The organism is Rhodanobacter sp. PCA2 (genome assembly GCF_013620825.1).
GTDB lineage: Bacteria > Pseudomonadota > Gammaproteobacteria > Xanthomonadales > Rhodanobacteraceae > Rhodanobacter_A.
Map to the genome: position 1 here is coordinate 13,536 of NZ_NJIC01000010.1, position 21,895 is coordinate 35,430.

The following is a 21,895-nucleotide window of genomic DNA, read 5'->3' on the forward strand; positions in this document are numbered from 1 at the left end:
GGCCCTGCGCGCCGGATACAGCACGGCATTCCATTACTCGCTGGCCTCCTCGATCGCCTACCCGCAAGTGGGCTACGGCGTGGTGTCGGACGCGAGCGGCGTGCCGCTGGATCCGTGCTCGTTCACGACCAACGGCAGCGGCACGGTCATCTCAAACCGCTACGGGCAGCTGACGCCGGCGCAGCAGCAGACGTGCCAGGCGCACGGCGTGCCTGCCGGCGGTTACAACACCGCGCTGGCGCCGCAGACGACCATCGTCACCGGCGGCAACGCATTGCTCCAGCCGGAACAGGACAAGTACCTGACCTGGGGCGTTGTCTACAGTCCGTCGTACGTGCCCGGGCTGGACATCACCGCCGACTGGTGGAGCATCACGTTCCGCAAGCAGATCACGACCTTCAGCACCCTGCAGATGATGCAGAACTGCCTGAACAATTACGGGGTGAACTCGTCGTGTCCGTCGAGCTGGTTCACCCGCGGGGCGGGCGGCTACCTCGCCTATTTCCAGAACAGCCCGATCAATGCCATCAACGGCAATCGCGACAAGGGCCTCGACGTCACGCTGAGCTATCGCCTGCAGGACACGCCCTGGGGCAGCTTCCGCTTCAAGTGGACCAACGCGTACCTGATCGACAACTCCTCGCCGAACACGCCCATCCCGAACCAGAACTACGCCGGCACCATGGCCGGCAGCAGCGGTGGCGGCCCGTACTGGCGCCTGCGTTCGAACCTGCAGACGGATTGGGAACTCGGTTCGTGGGGCGCGACGTGGAATATCCGCTACTTCTCCAGCCTGCGTGAGCAGTGCACCCTCGTCGGCACGGCCATCGTCTCGCTGTGCAACGACCTGGGCCCGGCGCAGAACGCCGCCGGCACGAAGTTCCTGCCGTTCATGCAGGGCGGCAGCGCGAACCGCCTGGGCGCCTCGACCTATCACGACCTCAGCGTGTACTGGAAGACGCCGTGGGATGCCCGCCTGACGTTCGGCGTGAACAACGTTTTCAACAAGCGGCCGCCGTTCTCCGTCACTTCGGGCGGTGCCAGCTTCAACGTCAATTACGGCGTGCCGGACCGCTACTTCTTCGTGACCTACAGCCAGAAGTTCCTGTAGGCGGCTGTCGGCTTCGCGACAGCTGCTTTCCGGGGCTTCTGCGCAGATGGCGGAGGCCCCGGCGGAGCGTTCCGGTCGAGCCGCAAACGGGTGGCCGGATTGCGAACCGTCGGGCGGGCCCGGAGGGCATGCGCCCCGGCGTGAACCCTCGTGCCAACCGGCGACGCAGCCGGGCGGCGCGTCCACTTGCAGAGGAGAGTGACCATGTCGAAAAAGACAGCGGGCAGGCGTGGCGTCGTGGCTTGCGGTTCAATCGCCGCGCTTTGCCTGTTCGCCGGCGGCCATGCGATGGCGCAGACCCGGAGCTATCCGACCTACACGGCGAATTCCACGAATACCCTCAACGGCAACCTGACCGGAGACATCGTCGGCTCGGCGTTTGTCGATCTCGACGGGACGTTCCACTGGACGACGGCGTTCACCAGCTACAACGCCACCGACGACGGCACGGCGTGGGAGCGCGCGTTCCAGAACTCCGACTTCGGAGCGCTCACGGGGAACTACGGCACGACGACCCTGACGCAGGCGGATGCGTTCTACGGGACGTCCGGAACCCTCTGCAACAACCTCTCTTCCCGCGCGAACAATCCCGTCGCATCGCCCTACGGCGACGACCATTGCGACTTGGTGGGCATGTGGGTGGACCCGTCGGACGGCACCTGGTACGGCATCGCCAACGACGAGTACGACTTCAATCCGTTCAACACGACGCAGACCGTCACGCAGCGGGTCAGCTCGGGCATCCACAGCAACCGCATTCTCGCCGTGGAATCGACCGACAAGGGCGCGAGCTGGTCGGTGATCGACGAGATCATCACCTCGCCCTACCAGCACAACGACGCGGCGGACAACACCGCCTTTCCGGACGGCTTGTGGTCGTACGGCGTCGCGGGCTGCCGGCTGTTCGTCGACAACAGCACCGGATATTTCTACGTCGTCTACAACAACTCGATCAAGGTCAAGCCGAATTATTCGACCTTCGTGAGCTGGGCGGCCATCGCGCGTGCGCCGATCAGCGGCAAGATGGCCAGGGGCAGCTGGAACAAGTACTACAACCACACCTGGACGCAGCCCGGCATTGGCGGCCTCGACGGGAATGTGGACGACCCGCTGGGGCTGGTCGCCTCCTTCGTCCCATCCACCGATTCGTTCTCCCTGGCCGGCACGGGTGCGGACGGCTCGAGCCTGAACATCCAGGCGAAGTGGGTGCCTTCGAACGGGGCATTCGCGTTCAACGACGCCAGCGGAAATGCCTACACGGCGAACGTCTCCACGGGCACGATCGCGAACGCTTCCGGCAGCTCGGTGCCGTCGGTGAGCTACCAGGACCCGGCGACCAACAGCACGTTCACGGTGGCCGTGGCGAGCGGGAAGATCCAGTTCACGCAGACCGACAGCACCGGCCGCACCGTCACGAACACACCTGGTATCGGCTACCCCGTCTTCAGGGACGCCACGACGAACCGCCTGTACATCACCCCGCAGAACAGGATCCAGGAAAGCGCCATCAGCTACAACACGTATTCCGGCAGCTACCGCTTCGTCGGCTACGACCGGAATGTCTATGAAGAGGCCGATCTCGGCAATCCGATCGGCGTCGGCATCGTGGGCGCGCTGCCATCGACGGCGAGCACGGGGAGCTACCTCACGACGCTCGATGTGGGAAGCCTGACGAACCAGAACGTAACCGGCTACTCCTTCCGGCTCATTTCGGACAACCCCGGGAAATTCTGGGACCTGACGACGGCCGCGCCGGGTTCCGGACAGACGAACTACTCCGCCGCCGCGACCTACTACGACGCCAACGGGAATCCGCTGACCACCACGGGCACCTACATGATCTCCGCCGGCGGGATCACCATCTCGGCGAGCGGCGCCAACAATTCCTCGGGCGCGAACCGCTGGTACCTGGAGCCGGTGGCGGACGATTACAACAGCGGGGTCGCCGGAGGGTTCTATCGCATCAAGAATGTCTGGAACGGCAATTACCTCGACGCCTCCGGTTCCACGGTGGCGGCCCGGCGCGCGGTGGGAGCGCCCATCCACGTGGATCCGATCCAGGGCGGTTTCGTCGCCTCGGCGAACGGCGGCGCGGGCTCGCCGGGCGGTAGCGACCAGTGGTATCTCCTGCCGGTGGCGAACGACACGCCGGCCACGCTCTCGCCGACGTCCACGACCGCGGTCATCGCCGCAGCGACCAACACGTCGCTCCAGGGAGTGAAGCGCTACAAGATCGTCAACCGCAACAGCGGCCTCGTGCTCGAGGTGGTGGTCGGCAGCGGATGGCGACTGGCCGCACCGTCGTTCACCGATTCCGCCCAGATCGCGACGCTCACACCCACCTACTGAAGCATCGCGCCACCCCGTCCGGGCCGGCCCCATGGGGCCGGTCCGGATGTGTTTCGTCGGGCGGTTTCCATGGCTGTTGGCCGGCTCGGAAGGCAGCCGTCCACGGCCGATGAAGCGCCGCCTCCGCAGCGTTGCCCGCATTCGCCGGATCGGTGGCGTGGCCGCCCCGTCGCGCGTTGCTGTACCGGAAGTCCACATGCGGGATGCCAGCATCCAGATACCGGGCAAGCCGTGATCGCGGCTCCCGTGAAGCATGCCTGATGCTGCTTTGGATCGGTTGAAGCTGGAGCGGTCATCTTTGCCCGGCTGAGCGCAGCATTTTTTGCAGTGCGGCATGCTTCGAGGCATCCCGGATGTTAGCGTGCGGATGGATCGATCTAAATGGACGCTGCATCGGTCGGGCTCGCAGCCCGGACAGCTGGTGCGGGATTTCGGCGCGCGGCGGGCAAGGTTGGCCGCCACCGGACAACGGAAACGGGAGGGGATGGATGATGACCAGCCACGAAGCGGGACACCGGACGGAGCTGCGCAGCGCACCTGGGCGGGGCGGCATGAGCGCGGTGACGCGCGTGGCCGCGGGCCGGCGCGGAGCCGGGCTGGCGGCGGTCGCTCTTTGTGTCTTCGCGCTGCTGCTGCCCGGCGCGGGCCGGGCCGCAACGCCGGGCGTGCAGACGCTGGATGCCGGCTGGCAGGTGCGCCTGGTGCCCGGCGACAAGCACGCCGCTGCGTATCCGCGCGCCGCGCAATGGCTGCCCGCGAGCGTGCCCGGCACGGTGCAGACGGACGTGCTGGCGGCGAAGCTGGTGCCCGATCCGTACTGGCGCGACGACGAGGCGAAGATCCAGTGGGTGGGCCTGGCCGACTGGCAGTACCGCATGCAGTTCGACGTGGATACCGCCACGCTGGCGCGCCAGCACGTCGACCTGGTGTTCGACGGGCTGGACACCTTTGCGGACGTCGCGCTCAACGGCCACAAGCTGCTCTCCGCCGACAACATGTTCCGCCGCTGGCGGGTGCCGGCAAAGGCGTGGCTGCACGCCGGCGCGAACACGCTGGAGGTCACGCTGCATTCCCCGATCGCACGCCTGCAGCCCTGGCTGCAGAAGCAGCCGTATCCGCTGCCCGGCGAGTTCGATTCGGCCTTCGGCGACGAAGCCGAGGGCGTGCAGACGGCCAACTACGTGCGCAAGGCCGCCTACCAGTACGGCTGGGACTGGGGTCCGCGCATCGTCACCCAGGGCATCTGGAAGGACGTGCGGCTGGAAAGCTGGAGCGCCCTGCGCCTGGCCGATTTCCACATCGCGCAACCCAGGGTCGACGCGGACGTCGCGCGGCTGCAGGCGCAGCTGCGGATCGCCGCCGACGCAGCCGGCAAGGCGCAGGTGCGCCTGCGCTGGCGCGCGCCGGATGGCGGCACGCAGTCGCTGGTGCGCGACGTGACGCTGAAGGCCGGCGACAACGAGGTGTCGCTGCCGTTCGAGATCGCCCATCCGCAGCGCTGGTGGCCGGTGGGTTACGGCGCGCCGGACCTGTACGACTTCCACGTCGACGTCGCGCTGCACGGCGAGGTCGCGGCCAGCGCGGAGCGCAGCACCGGCCTGCGCAGCGTCGAGCTGCGCCGGCCCGTGGACCAGTGGGGCAAGGGCTTCGAGTTCGTGGTGAACGGCGTGCCCGTCTTCGCCAAGGGCGCGAACGTGATCCCGATGGACAGCTTCCCGAACCGCGTCACCAAGGCGCGCATCGACGCGATGCTGGAATCCGCCCGCGACGCGAACATGAACATGTTGCGCGTGTGGGGCGGCGGCTACTACCTGGAAGACGCGTTCTACGCCGAAGCGGACCGGCTGGGCCTGATGGTGTGGCAGGACTTCATGTTCGGCGGCGCGATTCCGCCCTACGACAAGGCGTTCCGCGACAACACGCGCGTCGAGGCGGTGCAGCAGGTGGACCGGCTGCGCGACCATCCGTCCATCGTGCTGTGGGCCGGCAACAACGAGGTCGAGACCGCGTGGGAGACCTGGGGCGGCGGTGCGCATCTCAAGGCCACGCAGCCCAGGGCCGAGGTGGATCGCATCGAGCAGGGCATGCGCGAACTGTTCGACCGCACGCTGCGCGGCGTGGTCGCGTCGCGGTCGCCCGAGGTGCCGTACTGGCCCAGCTCGCCCGGCAGCGACTACGACGGCGCCGCCAACGTGCTGGACAACGGCGACTACCACTACTGGAACGTGTGGTCGGGCAAGGCGCTGCCGCCCAGCGCCTACCTCGACGTCACGCCGCGCTTCCAGTCCGAGTACGGCCTGCAGTCCTTCCCCGCGCTGGCGACGCTGCACAGCGTGCTCGATCCGGCCGATCTGTCCATCGATTCCCCGGTGCTGCGCGCGCACCAGAAGTTCGACAAGGGCAAGGGCAACCAGCGCCTGCTGATGTACGTGGAGCGCGAGTACGGCAAGCCCAAGGACTTCGCCGCGCTGGTCTACCTCAGCCAGGTGATGCAGGCCGAGGGCATCCAGCTCGCCGCCGAGCACCTGCGCGCCGCACGGCCGCAGAGCATGGGCTCGCTGTACTGGCAGCTCAACGACGTTTGGCCCGGCGTCACCTGGTCGAGCGTCGACTACTACGGCCGCTGGAAGGCGCTGCAATACCACGCGAAGCGCTTCTACGCGCCGCTGCGCGTGGTGGCGATCCGCAAGGACGGCAGCACGCGCGTGTCGCTGGTCTCCGATCGCACCACGCCGCTGGATGCCAAGCTGCGCGTGCGCGTGCTGGGCATGGACGGCAAGCTGGTGTGGGAGCACACGCAGGACGCGCAGGTGGCGGCGCTGGCGAGCACCGCCGCCGGCGACTACACCGACGCGCAACTGCTGCACGGCGCCGACCCGCGCCGTACCGTGGCGGTGTTCGAGCTGCTGGACCACGGCAAGCCGCTGAGCCGTCATCTGTCCTACTTCGATGCCGCGAAGAACCTGGCGCTGCCCGACCCCGGCCTGCATGCCGAACTTTCCGCCGATGGCCACGGTGTCACCGTCAGCGCGCAGCGTTTCGCGCGCGAGGTGTGGGTGGACTTCGGCGACCTCGATGCGCGGCTGTCCGACAATGCGTTCGATCTGCTGCCCGGCGAGTCGGTGACCTTGCAGGTAGCCAGTGCGGCCGATGCCGCCGCGCTGCGCAAGGCGCTGACGGTGCGCAGCCTGTATGGCGCCACGGAGTCCGGGCCATGAGGAAGACGGTCGCCAGCATCGCGGCGGTGGCGCTGCTGCTGTCGGCAGGCGCCACCGCGGCGCCTGCACAGGATGCCGAGGCACGCGCTGCCGCCCTGGTGGCGAAGATGACGCTGGCGGAAAAAGTCTCGCAGTTGCAGAACGACGCGTCGGCGATTCCGCGTCTCGGCGTGCCCGCCTACGACTGGTGGAACGAAGGCCTGCACGGCCATGCCCGCGACGGCTACGCCACGGTGTTTCCCCAGGCGATCGGCCTTGCCGCGAGCTGGGACGCGCCGCTGCTGGAACACGTGGGCCGCACCGTGGCGGTGGAGGCGCGTGCCCGCTTCAACGCGATCGGCGCCGGCCGCGACCACGGGCAGTACCAGGGGCTGAGCATCTGGTCGCCGAACATCAACATCTTCCGCGACCCGCGCTGGGGCCGTGGCCAGGAAACCTATGGCGAGGATCCCTTCCTCGCCGGCCGCCTCGCGGTGGCCTTCGTGCGCGGCATCCAGGGCGACGATGCGCGGCATCCGCTGGCCATCGCCACGCCCAAGCACTTCGTGGCGCACAGCGGCCCGGAAACCGGGCGCGACAGCTTCGACGCCAGGGTGTCGCCGCACGACCTGGAAGACACCTACCTGCCGGCATTCCGTGCCGCGGTGGTCGAGGGCGGCGCCGGTTCGCTGATGTGCTCCTACAACGCGCTGGACGGCGTGCCGATGTGCGCGAACCCCGCGCTGCTGGACACGCGCCTGCGCAAGGACTGGGGCTTCAAGGGCTACGTGGTGTCCGACTGCGACGCGGTGGGCGACATCGCCGCGTTCCATCACTACAAGCCCGACGATGCGCAGGCATCCGCCGTCGCCTTGCGTGCCGGCACCGATCTCGATTGCGGCCACACCTACGCCAGCCTGGCGAAGGCCGTGCGCGCGGGCGACGTGGCCGAGCCGGTACTGGATACGGCGTTGCTACGCCTGTTCGCCGTCCGCTACCGGCTCGGCGAGCTGGGCGGTCCCGGCGACGATCCCCATGCTGACCTCGGCCCCGGGTCGGTGGACAGCCCGGCCCACCGGCAACTGGCGTTGCAGGCCGCGCAGGAATCGCTGGTGCTGCTGAAGAACGCGCACGACACCTTGCCGCTGCGCGCCGGACTGCGGCTTGCGGTGATCGGGCCGAACGCGGACACGCTGGAAACGCTGGAAGCGAACTACCACGGCACCGCACGCGCGCCGGTCACCCCGCTGGCGGGATTGCGCGCGCGCTTCGGCGCCGAACGCGTGAGCTACGCGCAAGGCGCGCCAGTAGCCGCCGGCGTACCGGTGCCGGTGCCGGAGACGGCCTTGCGCACGCCGGATGGCGCTGCGGGACTCACCGGCGAGTACTACGCGGGCGCCGACTTCCACGGCAAGCCGCTCCTCGTGCGCACCGATCGCGTGATCGATTTCGACTGGAATCGCGCCGCGCCCGCGCCGGGCCTGGATGCCGGGCGTTACGCCGTGCGCTGGAGCGGCGAATTGCTGCCGCCGGGGCCGGGCGACTACGTGCTGGCCGTGCACGTGGACCGCTGCTTCGACTGCAGCAGCCACGATGCGGCGACCCTGTTCCTGGACGGCAAGCGCGTGGAGCTGCGGTCGCGAGCCGCGGGCAAGGGCGGCGATGCCAGCCAGCTTGAGGCGCGCGTGCACTTCGCCGACGCGCGCCCGCAGGCGATCCGCCTGGAGCTGCTGCACGCCAGCCCGGACGAGGGCGTGCGCCTGCAATGGCTGGCGCCGCCGGCGGTGCAACTGGCCGAGGCGGAGCGCGCGGTGCGCCAGGCCGACGCGGTGGTCGCGTTCGTGGGCTTGTCGCCCGACGTGGAAGGCGAGGCGCTGCAGATCGAGGTGCCCGGTTTCGAAGGCGGCGACCGCACCGACATCGGCCTGCCGCCTGCACAGCGTGCGCTGCTGGAGCGCGTGGCCGCTTCCGGCAAGCCGCTGGTGGTGGTGTTGATGTCGGGCAGTGCGGTGGCGCTGGACTGGGCACGGGAACATGCCGACGCGATCCTCGTCGCCTGGTATCCGGGGCAGGCCGGCGGCACCGCGATCGCGCAGGCCCTGGCCGGCGACAGCAATCCCGGCGGCCGCCTGCCGGTGACGTTCTATCGCTCGGTGCGCGACCTGCCGCCGTTCACCAGCTACGCGATGCAGGGGCGGACCTACCGCTATTTCCGCGGCACGCCGCTGTATCCGTTCGGGTACGGCCTGAGCTACACCCGCTTCGCCTATGCCGCGCCCAGCGTGTCGGCCAGCACGCTGAAGGCTGGCGCCACCCTGGAAGTCGGCGCCGAACTGCGCAACACCGGCGCGCGTGCGGGCGACGAGGTGGTGCAGGTATATCTGGAGGTGCCGCCGTCGCCGCTGGCGCCGCGGCATGCGCTGGTCGGCTTCCGCCGAGTGCATCTTGAACCCGGAGAACGCACGCGTGTGCAGTTTGCGCTGACGCCGCGGCAGCTGAGCAGCGTCGATGCGGCCGGCGCGCGCGCCGTCGAGCCCGGCCGCTATCGTGTCTTCATCGGCGGCGGCCAGCCTGGCGATGCCGCCGGTGTCGCCGCCACATTCACCATCGAGGGCCGCGAGGCACTGGCACCATGACCAACGAAGATATTCCGCACGCCATGATGACCCGACGCAACCTGCTCAAGCTGATCGGCGGCGCTGCCGCAACCGGCGCGTTCGCGCTGGCTGCGCCACGTGTTTCCGCGGCGACGGCGAAGCCGTTCGCCAGCCGGCGCCCACCGGCGGACAGGCGCAAGTTCAGCAGCCCCGCGGTGGAGACGGAGATCGCGCGCATCCAGGCGCGCATCGGCGACCCGGAACTGGCGTGGCTGTTCGGCAACTGCTATCCGAACACGCTCGACACCACCGTGCACATGGGCACGGTGGGCGGCAAGCCGGATACCTTCATCGTCACCGGCGACATCGACGCGATGTGGCTGCGCGACTCCTCGGCGCAGGTGTCGCCGTATCTTCCGCTGGCGGCGAAGGACGAAGCCTTGCGGCGGCTGTACCGCGGCCTGATCCATCGACAGGCGGCATGCATCTCGATCGATCCCTACGCCAACGCCTTCCTGCCCGATCCACGCGCCAGGACCAACCTGGACTGGGCGCAGCACGACCTCACCGACATGAAACCCGGCGTGGCCGAGCGCAAGTGGGAAATCGACTCGCTGTGCTGGACGATACGCATCGCGCACGGCTACTGGAAAGCCACCGGCGACCGCGCGCCGTTCGACGACGACTGGCGCGCCGCGATGCGCCTGGTGCTGGCGACATTCCGCGAGCAGCAGCGCAAACATGGTTCAGGTCCCTACCACTTCCAGCGCGCATCGGCGGTGCCTACCGACACGGTGCCGCTGGGCGGTTACGGCAATCCCGCGCTGCCGGTGGGGATGATCTTCTCGATGTTCCGTCCCTCGGACGATGCCTGCATCTATCCATTGTTCGTGCCGGCGAATGCCTTTGCCGTGGTGTCGCTGCGACAGCTGGCGGAGATGTCGCGCGCCTTGCATGGCGATGCCGCGTTCGCCGGCGACTGCGAGGCGCTGGCCGCCGAGGTGCAGGCCGCGCTGGAGCGGCACGCGGTGATGCACGAGGGCGGTGAGGATTTCTGGGCCTACGAAACGGACGGCTACGGCAACCAGCTGTTCATGGACGACGCCAACGTGCCCAGCCTGCTGGCGCTGCCGTACCTCGGCTTCTGCGCGCGCGACGATGCGCGCTACCGCCGCACCCGCGATCGCGCGTGGGGCCAGCGCAATCCGTACTTCTTCCGCGGCAAGGCGGCGGAAGGCATCGGCGGCCCGCACGAGGGACTGCGCATGATCTGGCCGATGTCGCTGATGGTGCGCGCGCTCACCACCGACGACGCCGGCGAGATCCGCCAGTGCCTGCACTGGCTCAAGACCACCCATGCCGGCACGGGCTTCATGCACGAGGCCTTCGATCAGGACGATCCGGCGAAATTCACCCGGTCCTGGTTCGCCTGGGCCAACAGCCTGTTCGGCGAGCTGATCGCCGGATTGGCCGCAAGCCACCCCGAACTGCTGCGCTGACAAACGCGCACCCCACACCCCCACTGGAGCCCACGACCATGGTGACCCGCAGACGATTCCTGCAAGGCGCAGCGGCATTGACCCTGCTTGGCGGCATGGCCCAGCGAAGCGCACTGGCTGCGCCGCGCGGCCAGGGCAGCGCGGCGGCGCTGACCGGATTGGCGAAGAACGGCGTGTCGAGGTGGGTCGACGTGTTCGTCGGCACCGGCGGCCACGGCCATACCTATCCCGGCGCGACGCTGCCGTGGGGCATGGTGCAGCTCTCGCCCGACACCAACGACTTCGGCTGGGACGCCTGCTCGGGCTACCACCAGGCGGATGGTTCGATCATGGGCTTCTCGCACACCCACCTCAGCGGCACCGGCGCGAGCGACATGCTCGACGTGCTGGTGATGCCGGCGCAGGGCGAGGTGCTGCTCGATGCGGGCGATCGCGGCCTGCCGACGTACAACTACTACTCCAAGTTCGACGGCGCGGCGCGCGGGCCGCATCTCGACGCGAACGTGGTGGCGCATCCGGGCAAGGGCTACCGCTCGCGCTACGACAGGGCTTCCGAGCAGGGCGTGCCCGGCTATTACCGCGTGCGCCTCACCGACCACGACATCCTCGCCGAGCTGACCGCGACGCTGCGCGCGGGCCTGCATCGCTACACCTTCGCGAAGGGCGGCAAGGCGCACCTGATCGTCGATCTCGCGCACGGCTACCACGACGATCCCAAGGTACCGTGCAAGGTGTCGGACGCCACGCTGAAACTGGTGGGCAAGGACACCCTCGTCGGCGGTCGGCGCGTGCACCAGTGGGCGAACGGGCGCCACATCTACTTCGCGCTCAAGCTGTCGCGGCCGTTCGCGCAGGCCACGTTGTACAGCGAGAACCAGCCGCTGCCCAGCGGCACGGGCGAGGCCAAGGGCACGCATCTCAAGGCCGCGCTGCACCTGGACGACGCGGCGAAAGCGCCGCTGCTGGTGAAGGTCGGCATCTCCGGCGTGGACATCGACGGCGCGCTGCGCAACCTGGAATCCGAGCTGCCGGACTGGGACTTCGAGCGCGTGCGGCACGCCGCCGGGGAAACCTGGGAGAACGAGCTTTCGCGCATGCAGATCGACACGCCGTCCGACACGGCGAAGCGCACGTTCTACAGTTCGCTCTACCACACCATGCTCGCCCCCACGCTGTTCAACGACGTGGACGGCCGCTACCGCGGCATGGACCTGGCCGTGCACGAGCTGCCGCAAGGCCAGCACAACTACAGCACCTACTCGCTGTGGGACACCTACCGCGCGTTGCATCCGTTCTACACCCTGCACCAGCCCGCGCGCGTGCCGGACATGGTCAACGGCCTGGTGCGCATGGCCGCGGAAAGCCCGGAAGGCCCGCCGGTATGGCCGCTGCAGGGCGTGGAGACCGGCTGCATGATCGGCTACCACTCCGCCGTGGTGATCGCCGAGGCGAAGGCCAAGGGCTTCACCGGCATCGACTACGACAAGGCGTGGCCGATCTACCGCAAGCGCGCCTTCGACGACGACTACCGCGGCCTGCCGCTGTACCGCAAGCACGGCTACATCCCCGCCGACCTGGAACCGGAGTCGGTGAGCAAGACGCTGGAATACACCTACGACGACTGGGCGCTGGCGCAGCTGGCCGAAAGCCTGGGTGCGAAGGACGATGCCAGGCATCTGCGCGAGCGTTCGCGTAACTACCGCAACGTGTTCGACGAGAAGCTTGCCTTCACGCGCCCGCGCGACAGCAAGGGCAAGTGGATCGAGCCGTTCGACCCGCGCGAGATGGGGCACTTCGAAAAGTGGCGCGACTTCACCGAGTCGAACCCGTGGGAGGCCACCTTCCTCAACCAGCACGACCTGTACGGCTACATGGGCATGTTCGGCGGCGTGGCGGCGTTCGAGCGCAAGCTGGACGAGCTGTTCACCACCAGCTCCGAGCTCCCTGCCGATGCGCCGCCGGACATCGCCGGCATGATCGGCCAGTACGCGCACGGCAACGAGCCCAGCCACCACGTGGCCTATCTGTATGCCTACACCGGCAACCACTGGAAGACGCAGTCGCGCGTGCGCATGCTGCTGGAAACCATGTACCCGCCGCTGCCCGACGGCATCGCCGGCAACGACGACTGCGGCCAGATGGCGGCGTGGTACGTGCTGAGCTCGCTGGGCCTGTACGCGGTCGATCCGGTGAGCGCGGACTACGTGTTCGGCAGCCCGCTGTTCGACCACGCGGAGATGGAGCTCGGCGAAGGCAGGAAACTCGTCGTCGAGACGAAGGGCAACGGCCCGGGCAAGGCCTATATCCAGTCGGTGACCTGGAACGGCAAGCCGTGGACGAAAAGCTGGATCAGCCACAAGGAACTCGCCGCCGGCGGCACGCTGGCATTCGAGATGGGCGCCACGCCGAACAAGAAGTTCGGCGCCGCACCGGAAGACCGGCCGCCGTCCTACGGCCTGCCGGCCGCGCAGTCGATACCGCGCGACAAGGCCTGAGCGAGCAGGCGGGCAGCACGCTGCCCGCCTCGATCCTTCTGCCGGATCGGCCTGCGCGACCATCGTCGCGCAGGCGGCGTTTCAGTCGTGGTCGTTCATGACGGCTGCCACACGCGGCAGCGCCGACCCGCCGCGCTGAATTTCCCCGCCGGCCCGATTCGCGAACGCCATGCGCGTCGCGCTGTGCCTCATCGCCGCATGCTGCGGGAGGCAGCGGCTTCGGCTTCGCCTGGGCGGCGTGAATCCTGCGCCGAGGGCGCACGTCGATGTCGGAATCACCTGATCGATACGCGGAGGCCGGCAGGCTGCGGAAAGGCCGCCCGTGCCTGTCCCGCGATGCATCGCCACGCCAGTCCCACCCGTCCCGGGTGCTGCTGAGCCTGCATCGGCGCGGGCGATCCGGTGCGCCATTTGCGCGGCTGATCGAGGGCCGCCATGGCGCGCCACCGGTTCCCGCAGCTCGCCGACCGGGGGCGGGCGCCATATTGCAATGCGGCTTGCATCATCACTAGTGAATATGTAGTTTAGATATGAATCGATCCAAACAGAGATCGAGGGCAATGGCTTGTGCCCAAGGAAAGGCATGCGTGGAAAGGCGGTTTGCGCCTGTCCGGCATGCGAGGGCGTAGAGCTCTATGCGATTTGCACGATCCAAGAAGGCTGTGCGACGACGGACCAGCCAGCAGGGGGCACGCCGGTCGAAGCGACGACAGCACACCGAAAACACGTTCGAGGGAGGGGTTTCCATGCGTCACGCCATCGCAATGCGCCGCAATGCACTCGTCAGCGCGCTCTCTGTCGCGCTGCTGTCGCCGTTGGCTGCCTACGGGCAGGCGGCGTCTTCGACCGCCAGCGACCAGGCCGCCGCGCCGCAGACCGGCACGCCAGCCGGCCAGTCGTCTTCCACGGCCAGCCAGCAAAAGGCCGTGCAGCTGAAAGAGGTCGTGGTCACCGGTTCGATGATTCCGCGTGTCGAGGTGGAGGGCCCGGCGCCCGTGGTCACCATCACCGGCGCGCAGATCAAGGCCCAGGGCTTCACCACCATGTGGGAGTTCCTCGACTCGCTGCCGCAGATGGGCCAGACGCAGGACCCGGCCAGTTGGGGTTCCACCTCGGTCAATGCGCGCTCGGTGAACCTGCGCAACCTGGGGCCGGGATTCAGCCTGCTGATGATCGACGGCCATCGCGTGGTGGACTACCCGCAGCCGATGAACGCGCAGAGCAACTTCCAGAACTACAACAACATCCCGACCGGGATGATCGACCACGTGGAGATCCTCGCCTCCGGCGCCTCGTCGATCTACGGTTCGGATGCGGTGGCTGGCGTGGTCAACGTGATCCTGAAGAAGAACTACCAGGGCGATGAGCTGCAGATCACCGGCGGCGGCGCCACCCGTGGCGGCCGGTCGTACGGCGACATCAACTTCTTCGGCGGCAAGTCCGGCGAAAACTGGCACCTTCTCTACAACCTCGAGAAGTCCAACCGCACGGCGTTGTGGGGCAAGAATCGACCCTATCAGGACTCGGTGTCCGATGCGGGTTACGGCGCCTGGGGCCCGGCGGCCCGCATGTTCGGCTACCAGTACGACACGGCCGGCGGCATCGCGCTCTCCGCGACGAACGGCCTCACCGGCCAGTACATCACGCCCCCGGCGGGCACCTGCGACAAGTTCACGAATTCGCAGTTGAGCCATTCGTACAGCGTCAGCACGAGCGGCACCCAGATCACCGGGGTGACCGACAACGGCTACTACTGCTCGCAGCCCCATCTGTTCCAGAACTGGGTGCTGACGCCGGGCAGCCGCAGCAACAACGGCTACGTGGCCGGCGAGTACGACTTCAGCAACGGCCTGCAACTCTACGGTTCGGCGGCCCTGTACAAGACGGTTGGCATCTCCAACACCCAGATGTGGGGCGTGGGGACGGGTGCGTTCTACGACCAGAACACCGGGCAGGTCATCAGCCAGGCCGTCCGTCAGTTCACCGCGCAGGAAACGGGTACCTCGATGAATACCCACGACCGCGAGACGAACTGGAACATCACCGCCGGGCTGCGCGGCACCATGTTCGGCGGCAACTTCAACTGGGACCTGAGCCTCAATACCCAGAAGTACATCGTGCGCGAGGACTACACGGCGTTCAACCAGACGGCCACGAACAACTTCTTCCTCGGCCAGCAACAGGGCACCACCACGGTCGCCGGCTACAACGACGGCAACGGCAATCCCATCGTGTTGCCCGTCTATGCCATGAACTGGCAGCAGTGGTGGAACCCCATCACCCCGCAGCAGTACAGCCAGTTCGCCGTCAATGGCGAGAACAGCGCGTCGTCGTGGCTGGACCAGGCGCAGTTCCGCATCAACGGCGATCTGTTCCGCATTCCGTGGACCGACCAGTCGGTGGGCTGGGCGGCGGTGCTGGAAGCGGCGCACAACGGCTTCCTGCTCTCGCCCGACCCGCGCGGCAGCGACTCGTCGACGTTCGTGAACCCGTTCTACGCGAACAACACGGGCGGCGGTACCCGCCAGCGCTTCTCGCTGGGCACGGAGTTTCGCGTGCCGGTGCTGGATTCGCTGACCTGGACCATCTCCGGTCGCCTGGACAAGTACCATGACTCCAGCAGCGCAGACATCGCGCGCACCTGGGGCACCGGTATCGAGTGGCGTCCCATCGACAGCCTGCTGTTGCGCGGCTCCTACGGCACCAACTTCAAGGCGCCGGACATGCAGGCGATCGACCAGACGGGCTCCACCGTGCCGGTGGGCATCTACGAGGATTACCTGAGCTGCATCAACGACATCAAGGCCGGAAATACCAACAGCACCTGGTGCAACGGCAGCATCCAGCGCCCGCAGTCCCAGTACTACACCCAGTACACCGCCGGTAACCGTCTGCTGAAATCCCAGACCGGCCACTCATGGACCTACGGTTTCGTGTGGCAGATTCCGGGCGTGCAGGGCCTGTCGGTCTCTGCCGACTACTGGCACATGGGCGTGGACAACACCATCCAATACCTGGGCCAGGACACCGTCCTGAAAGACGAAGCCGGCTGCCTTACCGGTGTGCTGCCGGTCGGCTCGAGCGGTCTGGCGCCGTACATCCGCTACCCGCAGGGGTCGGAGTACTGTCGCATGGTGGAGGCGATGGTCCAGCGCAATGCGGCCGGCAACATCACCTCGGTGCACTCCGGCCCGATCAACGTGGCATCGACGTACGTGAGCGGCGTCGACGCCTCGCTGGATTACAAGCTGCATACCGAGAACTACGGCGATTTCCGCGCCAACGTCATCTACACCAACAACCTCGCCTACAAGAACCGCACGGTGGCCAGCGATCCGCTGATCAACACCCGCTACGACCGCGTGGCGAGCAAGGTCAGCTGGATCGGCGACTGGACCAAGGGCGACTGGAACGTTTCGCTCTCCGGCCAGCGCGTCGGCACCCTGCGCGCCAACAATTACGGCGGCTGCGAGGTGCTGCCCAACGGCACCTTCCCGGGCATCGGCGATCCCGATTGCACGGTCTACAAGGGCCGCATCCCGCCGTGGATCGTGTGGAATACCGCGGTCGGCTGGCAGATCAATCGCGATACCAAGTTGACTCTCGCGGTGTCCAACATCTTCAACAAGGTTGCCGGGATCGCGTACTACTCCGGTGGTTTCGAGTTCGTCCCGACAGGGCAGACCGCGGGCGAATACAACGGCCGCGAATGGTTCCTCACGTTCGACTACAAGCTCAACTGATCCCTCTCAGGTCGGGCTTGTTCCGCCGCCCCGGCTTCGGCCGGGGCGTTCTTTTTCTGGCGCCGCCTGCATGCCGGCGCCCGTCCTGCCGCGCTCGACCCGGCACCCGGCGCCGACGGGCTGCGTGACGGTTCATCCGGACGGAAAAGAGGATGCCCGCTTGCGCGGGCATCGGGTGGGTGGCAGCCAGGTGCGGCGGGATCAGTGCGCGAACACCTGCAGCAGCTCGTGGCAGGCGCCCATGGTGTGGTAGTCCACCTTGCCGGCGGGGCTCTTCTCGTCGCTGTACTTGCGGTTGTCGCGGGTGAGGATGCGGTACCACGCGCCGTACCTGTGGTCGACGAAGTGCTGCCACGAATAAGTCCACAGCTTGTCGAACCACGTGGCGTAGGCGGCGTCGCCGGTGCGCGCATGCAGCAGGGCGGCGGCGGCCAGCGATTCGGCCTGCACCCAGAAGTATTTGTCGTCGTCGCACACGCTGCCGTCGGGCGCGAAGCCGTAGCACAGGCCGCCGTGGGTGTCGTCCCAGGCGTGCTTCACCGCGGTGTCGAACAGGTGGCGTGCGGTGGGCAGCAGCCAGGCTTCCTCGCGGTTGCGTTCCAGCAGCAGCGATTCCAGGATCAGCAGCAGCTTGGCCCACTCGGTCTGGTGGCCCGGCTGGAACCCCCAGGGGCGGAACAGGTGCTTGGGGTCGTCCTTGTGGTAGTCCCAGTCGATGCGCCATTGCGCGTCGTAGTGCTCCCACACCAGCCCGTCCGCGAGCGCGGCCTGGCGGCGGGTCATGTGGTCGGCGAGGGTGAGCGCGCGGTCGAGGTAACGCGGCTCGTCGCTGGCCTGGTAGGCGGCCAGCATGGCCTCGCACATGTGCATGTTCGCGTTCTGGCCGCGGTAGGTGCTGAAGTGCCAGTCGGCATCGGCCTCGTCGCGGTACAGGCCGGCTTCGGCGTCCCAGTAGCGCCGTTCCAGCAGCTCCCAGGTCTCGTCCATCCACGCGGCGGCTTCCGCAATGCCGGCCTTGCGCGCGCTGGCATAGGCCAGCAGCACGAAGGCGACGCCGTAGGCGTGGTTGGTGCGGTCCTCGGGCACGCCGTCGCGGATCGTCCACGCATAGCCGCCGGTCAGTGCATTGCGGTGCACGTCGCGCAGGTAGCGCAGGCCGTGGTGCACGGCTTCGCGGTACTCGGCGGCGAGCGTGGCGTCGTCGCCGAACTCCAGCGCCGCCATCGCGTAGTTGAAGACGAAGCGCGTGCTGCTCACCAGGTGGCGGTGGCTGCGGTCGTAGATCGTGCCGTCGTCCTTGAAGTAGTGGAAAAAGCCGCCGGCCGGATCGATCGCGTGCGGATGGTAGAACTGCATGGTGTCGGCGATGTGCCGGCGCAGGAACGCCGGCGAACGGAAGTCCGGCAGCGGCGTGGCCGGCAGGACGGAATGCGTGCGGGTCGTGCTCAAGAGTGCGACTCCATGAAGGCGTGGACTTCGGCGGTATCGGGCAACGCGGTGAACGAGCCCTGCCGCGTCACGGTCAGCGCGCCGGCCGCGGCGGCGTAACGCAGCAACGCGTGCAGGCGCGGCAACGTGGCGACCAGCGCGTCCAGGTCGCGCGGGCCGATCTGCTGCTCGGCGAGCTGCTGCACCAGGCCGCCGACGAAGGCGTCGCCCGCCGCGGTGGTGTCCACGGCGGGCACGCGGTAGGCAGGAAGCTCGCCCTCGGCGTCGGGATGGAACCAGCGCAGCGGATTCGGACCGTCGGTGACCACCACCAGGCGCGTATCGCCCTGCCACAGGCGTTCGAGCACGGACTCCTCGCCATCCGCTTCCGCCAGCCAGGCGAATTCTTCCGCGCTCAGCTTCACCAGGTCCGCCAGTTGCAGCGCGGGCCACAGCAGCGGGCGTATCTCGATGCCGCTGGGCCACAGCGCGGGACGCAGGTTGAGGTCGAAGCTCACCAGCGCGCCGGCGTCGCGGGCGCGACGCATGCCTTCGCGGGTGGTTTCCGCGGCCTGCGGCTCGGTCATGCTGTTGGAGCAGATGTGGAACATCGCCGTATTGGCAAAGGTGTCGGCACGGAAATGCTGCGGGCGGAACAGCAGGTCGGCGGACGGCGGCCGGTAGAAGCTGAAGCTGCGCTCGCCGTGCGCATCCAGCGCCACGAAGGCCAGCGCAGTGTTCGCTTCGCCGGTGCGCGCCACGTCGCGCGTGTCCACGCCGGCCCGGTGCAGGCTGTCCAGCAGCAGGTCGCCGAACAGGTCGGTGCCCAGCATGCCGGCGAAGCGCGCATCGCCGCCCAGCCTGGCCACGGCCACCGCCACGTTGGCGGGGGCGCCGCCGGCGAACGGGACGAACGCGCGCGGGTAGCCGTGCGCGTCGCGGCCTTCGGCGTGGAAATCGATCAGCGCTTCACCGAAGCAGAGTACGGAACGCATGCGGCGGGGTTACCTGGGGCTGGTGGCGGCGTCGCGGATCTTCGATCCGCTGCGGCCGTAGAAAATGACGTAGGCGTAGCACAGGAGCGGCAGCACGAAGGCATGCTGTATGCCGATGCGGTCGGCCAGGAAACCTTGCGCCAGCGGCACCAGCGCACCACCCACGATCGCCATGATCAGCAGGCTCGACGCCTTGTCGGTGAGCGGTCCCAGCCGCTCGATGCCGAGCGCGAAGATGGTGGGGAACATGATGGAGTTGAACAGCCCCACCGCGATGATGCTGTACATCGCGACGTTGCCGGTGCTGAGCATGCTGGTCAGCACCAGCGCCGCGGTGGCCACGCCGAACGCGGCCAGCAGCTTGCGCGGGTCCAGCCACGCCAGCAGCGCGGAACCGGCGAGGCGGCCGACCATCGCGCCGCCCCAGTACAGCGACACGTAATGCGAGGCCTGCTGCTCGCTGATGTGGCCGATCTCCGGTTGCGACAGGTAGTTCACCAGGAAGCTGCCGATGGACACCTCGGCGCCCACGTAGAAGAAGATCGCCAGCACGCCGTACTTCACGTGCGGAATGCGCAGCGCATCGAGCAAGCTGTGCTTGCCGGTGTCGGCCTGTTCGGTGGCCTCGGCCAGCACCGGAAGTCGGAACAGCCCCACGATCACCGCCAGCAGCACCAGCACCAGGGCCAGGCCCAGGTAAGGCCCCTGCACCGACTGCGCTTCGTGCGTGCGGTAGGCCAGCTGTTCCGCCGCCGGCATGGCGGCCACCTGGGCGCTGCCCAGCACGGTGTTGGAGAGGATCAGCCAGCCGCCGAACAGCGGCGCCAGCGTGGTGCCCAGCGAATTCAGCGCCTGCGCGAGCGTGAGCCGGCTGGAACCGGTACGCGGCGGCCCGAGCAGGGCGACGTAGGGATTCGCCGCCACCTGCAGCACCGTGATGCCGGTGGCCAGCACGAACAGCGCGCCCAGGAACAGCGGGTAGCTGTGCCACTGCGCCGCGGGCCAGAACGCCGCCGCACCCACGCCGGCGATCGCCAGACCCGCCACCATGCCGCGCTTGAAGCCCAGGTGCGCCACCAACCGTCCCGAGGGCAGCGACATCAGGAAATAGGCGCCGAAGAACGTGAACTGCACCAGCATCGCGCGGGTGTAGTTCAGTTCGAACACCGCCTTGAGGTGCGGGATCAGGCTGTCGTTCAACGCGGTGAGGAAGCCCCACATGAAGAACACCGCGGTAGTCACCGCCATCGCGCCGGGATAGTCGGTGTAGCGTCCGCTGTCGGCGCCCGTACCGGTGGTTTTTGCTGGCGGTGGTGTGGCGGCGAAGGCCATGCGGCTCCCCTTGCTGTGAGTGCGCTCAGGCGCTGGGTGGTGGGCAACTGCTGGCGCGCACCACCAGCTGCACCGGGGCGATGGTGCGCTGTGGCGTCGCTTGCGGATCGCGCAGGCGCTGCAGCAACAGCTCGGCGGCCTGGCGGCCGCGGGCGCGCGGCTTGGAGGCCAGCGTGGTGAGCGGCGGTGCGCTCAGCGCGGACTCGGCGATGTCGTCGAAGCCGGTGACCGCGAAGTCGCGCCCCGGCCGCACGCCACGCTGGTACAGGCCCAGCATCAGGCCCAGCGCCACCGCGTCGTTGTAGCAGACCGCCGCGGTGGGCGCCGGCGCGTCGAAGAACAGCGCGCCGCATTGCGCCGCGGCGTCCACGCGGTTCGGTGCGCATTCGATGCGCCAGTGCGCCTCGATCGGCAACCCGGCGGCCTGCATCGCCTCGACGTAGCCGGCATGGCGCTGCTGGCAGGAGCTGGAGCTGGCGTGGCCGCCGAAGAACGCGATGCGCCGCTGGCCCAGCGAGATCAGGTGCTCGGTGGCGAGCCGTGCGCCGCGCTGGTTGTCCAGCATCAGCCGGTCCCAGGGCGCACTGGATGGCGCCTCGCCGGCGAGTTCGCGGTTGAACAGCAGCAGCGGAGTGTGCAGGCCCACTGCGGCCAGCACGCGTGAGGCGGCGCTGCCTTCCGCGGGGGAGAGGATGATGCCGGCCGGATCGTGCTCCAGCAGCGAGCCGAGCACCGCCTGCTCGCGTGCGATCGACTCGCTGGTGCTGCCCAGCAGGGTGACGTAGCCGCTGCCGCCCAGCGCTTCGTCCACGCCGGTGGCAAACTCGGCGAAGAACGGGTTGGCGAGGTCGTTCAGCACCAGCGCGATGCTGGACGAGGTGCGCCGGCGCAGGTTGGCCGCAGCGCGGTTGTAGACGTAGCCTTGGCGGCGCAGTTCCTCTTCGACCCGTGCGCGGGTGAGCTTGTTGACCAGTGGGCTGCCGCGCAATACCAGCGATACTGTGGCTCGCGAAACGTCACAGCCTGCAGCGATATCGGCGAGGGTGACCTTGCGATTGGCGTGAGGCGTACTGTCCGTTGCCATGCTGGATGATTGCTCGATTGGAACGATCAAATGTACAGGAACCCGCTGCCGGATGGTTCCGCGAT

General features: G+C 68.1%; 10 protein-coding genes and 1 pseudogene. 7 read left to right on the forward strand and 4 right to left on the reverse strand.

Features of this window, described 5'->3' with window-relative positions; all coding sequences use genetic code 11:
- The 7 genes and pseudogenes from PCA_RS17350 to PCA_RS03890 form a co-directional block, all read left to right on the forward strand.
- Nucleotides 1-1,111: pseudogene (locus PCA_RS17350) on the forward strand (TonB-dependent receptor); the annotation flags it as partial.
- Nucleotides 1,112-1,315: 204 nt separating this feature from the next.
- A complete protein-coding gene (locus tag PCA_RS03865; RefSeq protein ID WP_181301182.1) occupies nt 1,316-3,460 on the forward strand; it encodes an RICIN domain-containing protein in 2,145 nt (714 codons plus the stop codon).
- 551 nt (nt 3,461-4,011) lie between these two features.
- Nucleotides 4,012-6,678 carry a glycoside hydrolase family 2 protein gene (locus PCA_RS03870; protein ID WP_181301184.1) on the forward strand — a complete coding sequence of 889 codons (2,667 nt, stop codon included), beginning with the start codon at nt 4,012-4,014 and terminating at the stop codon, nt 6,676-6,678.
- Nucleotides 6,675-9,293, forward strand: coding sequence for a glycoside hydrolase family 3 C-terminal domain-containing protein (locus tag PCA_RS03875; protein ID WP_181301186.1), 2,619 nt, complete (start codon nt 6,675-6,677; stop codon nt 9,291-9,293). The genes PCA_RS03870 and PCA_RS03875 overlap by 4 nt, the downstream gene beginning before the upstream one ends.
- A gap of 23 nt (nt 9,294-9,316) precedes the next feature.
- Complete coding sequence (locus tag PCA_RS03880; protein WP_181301317.1) at nt 9,317-10,753, forward strand: glycoside hydrolase family 125 protein; 1,437 nt, start codon at nt 9,317-9,319, stop codon at nt 10,751-10,753.
- Between the two features lie 38 nt (nt 10,754-10,791).
- Nucleotides 10,792-13,248, forward strand: a complete 2,457-nt coding sequence (locus PCA_RS03885) for a GH92 family glycosyl hydrolase (protein ID WP_181301188.1) — start codon at nt 10,792-10,794, stop codon at nt 13,246-13,248.
- 746 nt (nt 13,249-13,994) lie between these two features.
- Nucleotides 13,995-16,991 carry a TonB-dependent receptor gene (locus tag PCA_RS03890; protein WP_181301190.1) on the forward strand — a complete coding sequence of 999 codons (2,997 nt, stop codon included), beginning with the start codon at nt 13,995-13,997 and terminating at the stop codon, nt 16,989-16,991.
- A gap of 201 nt (nt 16,992-17,192) precedes the next feature.
- Here PCA_RS03890 and PCA_RS03895 read toward each other — a convergent pair whose 3' ends face one another.
- The 4 genes from PCA_RS03895 to PCA_RS03910 form a co-directional block, all read right to left on the reverse strand.
- Nucleotides 17,193-18,347 (reverse strand): AGE family epimerase/isomerase, encoded by a 1,155-nt coding sequence (locus tag PCA_RS03895; RefSeq protein WP_181301319.1) that lies wholly within the window; start codon nt 18,345-18,347, stop codon nt 17,193-17,195.
- An 89-nt stretch (nt 18,348-18,436) separates the two neighbouring features.
- Nucleotides 18,437-19,414: a carbohydrate kinase gene (locus PCA_RS03900; protein ID WP_181301192.1), complete on the reverse strand. Its 978-nt coding sequence runs from the start codon at nt 19,412-19,414 to the stop codon at nt 18,437-18,439.
- Nucleotides 19,415-19,423: 9 nt separating this feature from the next.
- A complete protein-coding gene (gene fucP, locus PCA_RS03905) occupies nt 19,424-20,662 on the reverse strand; it encodes an L-fucose:H+ symporter permease (protein ID WP_255436651.1) in 1,239 nt (412 codons plus the stop codon).
- 109 nt (nt 20,663-20,771) lie between these two features.
- Nucleotides 20,772-21,830 carry a LacI family DNA-binding transcriptional regulator gene (locus PCA_RS03910; protein ID WP_181301195.1) on the reverse strand — a complete coding sequence of 353 codons (1,059 nt, stop codon included), beginning with the start codon at nt 21,828-21,830 and terminating at the stop codon, nt 20,772-20,774.
- Nucleotides 21,831-21,895 lie beyond the last annotated feature (65 nt).

Bases quoted from the DNA above. Each gene is read 5' to 3' on its own strand.
- PCA_RS03865 (WP_181301182.1), top strand. From the start codon at position 1,316: ATGTCGAAAAAGACAGCGGGCAGGCGTGGCGTCGTGGCTTGCGGTTCA.
- PCA_RS03875 (WP_181301186.1), top strand. From the start codon at position 6,675: ATGAGGAAGACGGTCGCCAGCATCGCGGCGGTGGCGCTGCTGCTGTCG.
- PCA_RS03895 (WP_181301319.1), bottom strand. From the start codon at position 18,347: ATGCAGTTCTACCATCCGCACGCGATCGATCCGGCCGGCGGCTTTTTC.
- PCA_RS03870 (WP_181301184.1), top strand. From the start codon at position 4,012: ATGAGCGCGGTGACGCGCGTGGCCGCGGGCCGGCGCGGAGCCGGGCTG.
- PCA_RS03890 (WP_181301190.1), top strand. From the start codon at position 13,995: ATGCGTCACGCCATCGCAATGCGCCGCAATGCACTCGTCAGCGCGCTC.
- PCA_RS03900 (WP_181301192.1), bottom strand. From the start codon at position 19,414: ATGCGTTCCGTACTCTGCTTCGGTGAAGCGCTGATCGATTTCCACGCC.
- PCA_RS03880 (WP_181301317.1), top strand. From the start codon at position 9,317: ATGATGACCCGACGCAACCTGCTCAAGCTGATCGGCGGCGCTGCCGCA.
- PCA_RS03910 (WP_181301195.1), bottom strand. From the start codon at position 21,830: ATGGCAACGGACAGTACGCCTCACGCCAATCGCAAGGTCACCCTCGCC.
- PCA_RS03885 (WP_181301188.1), top strand. From the start codon at position 10,792: ATGGTGACCCGCAGACGATTCCTGCAAGGCGCAGCGGCATTGACCCTG.
- fucP (WP_255436651.1), bottom strand. From the start codon at position 20,662: ATGGCGGTGACTACCGCGGTGTTCTTCATGTGGGGCTTCCTCACCGCG.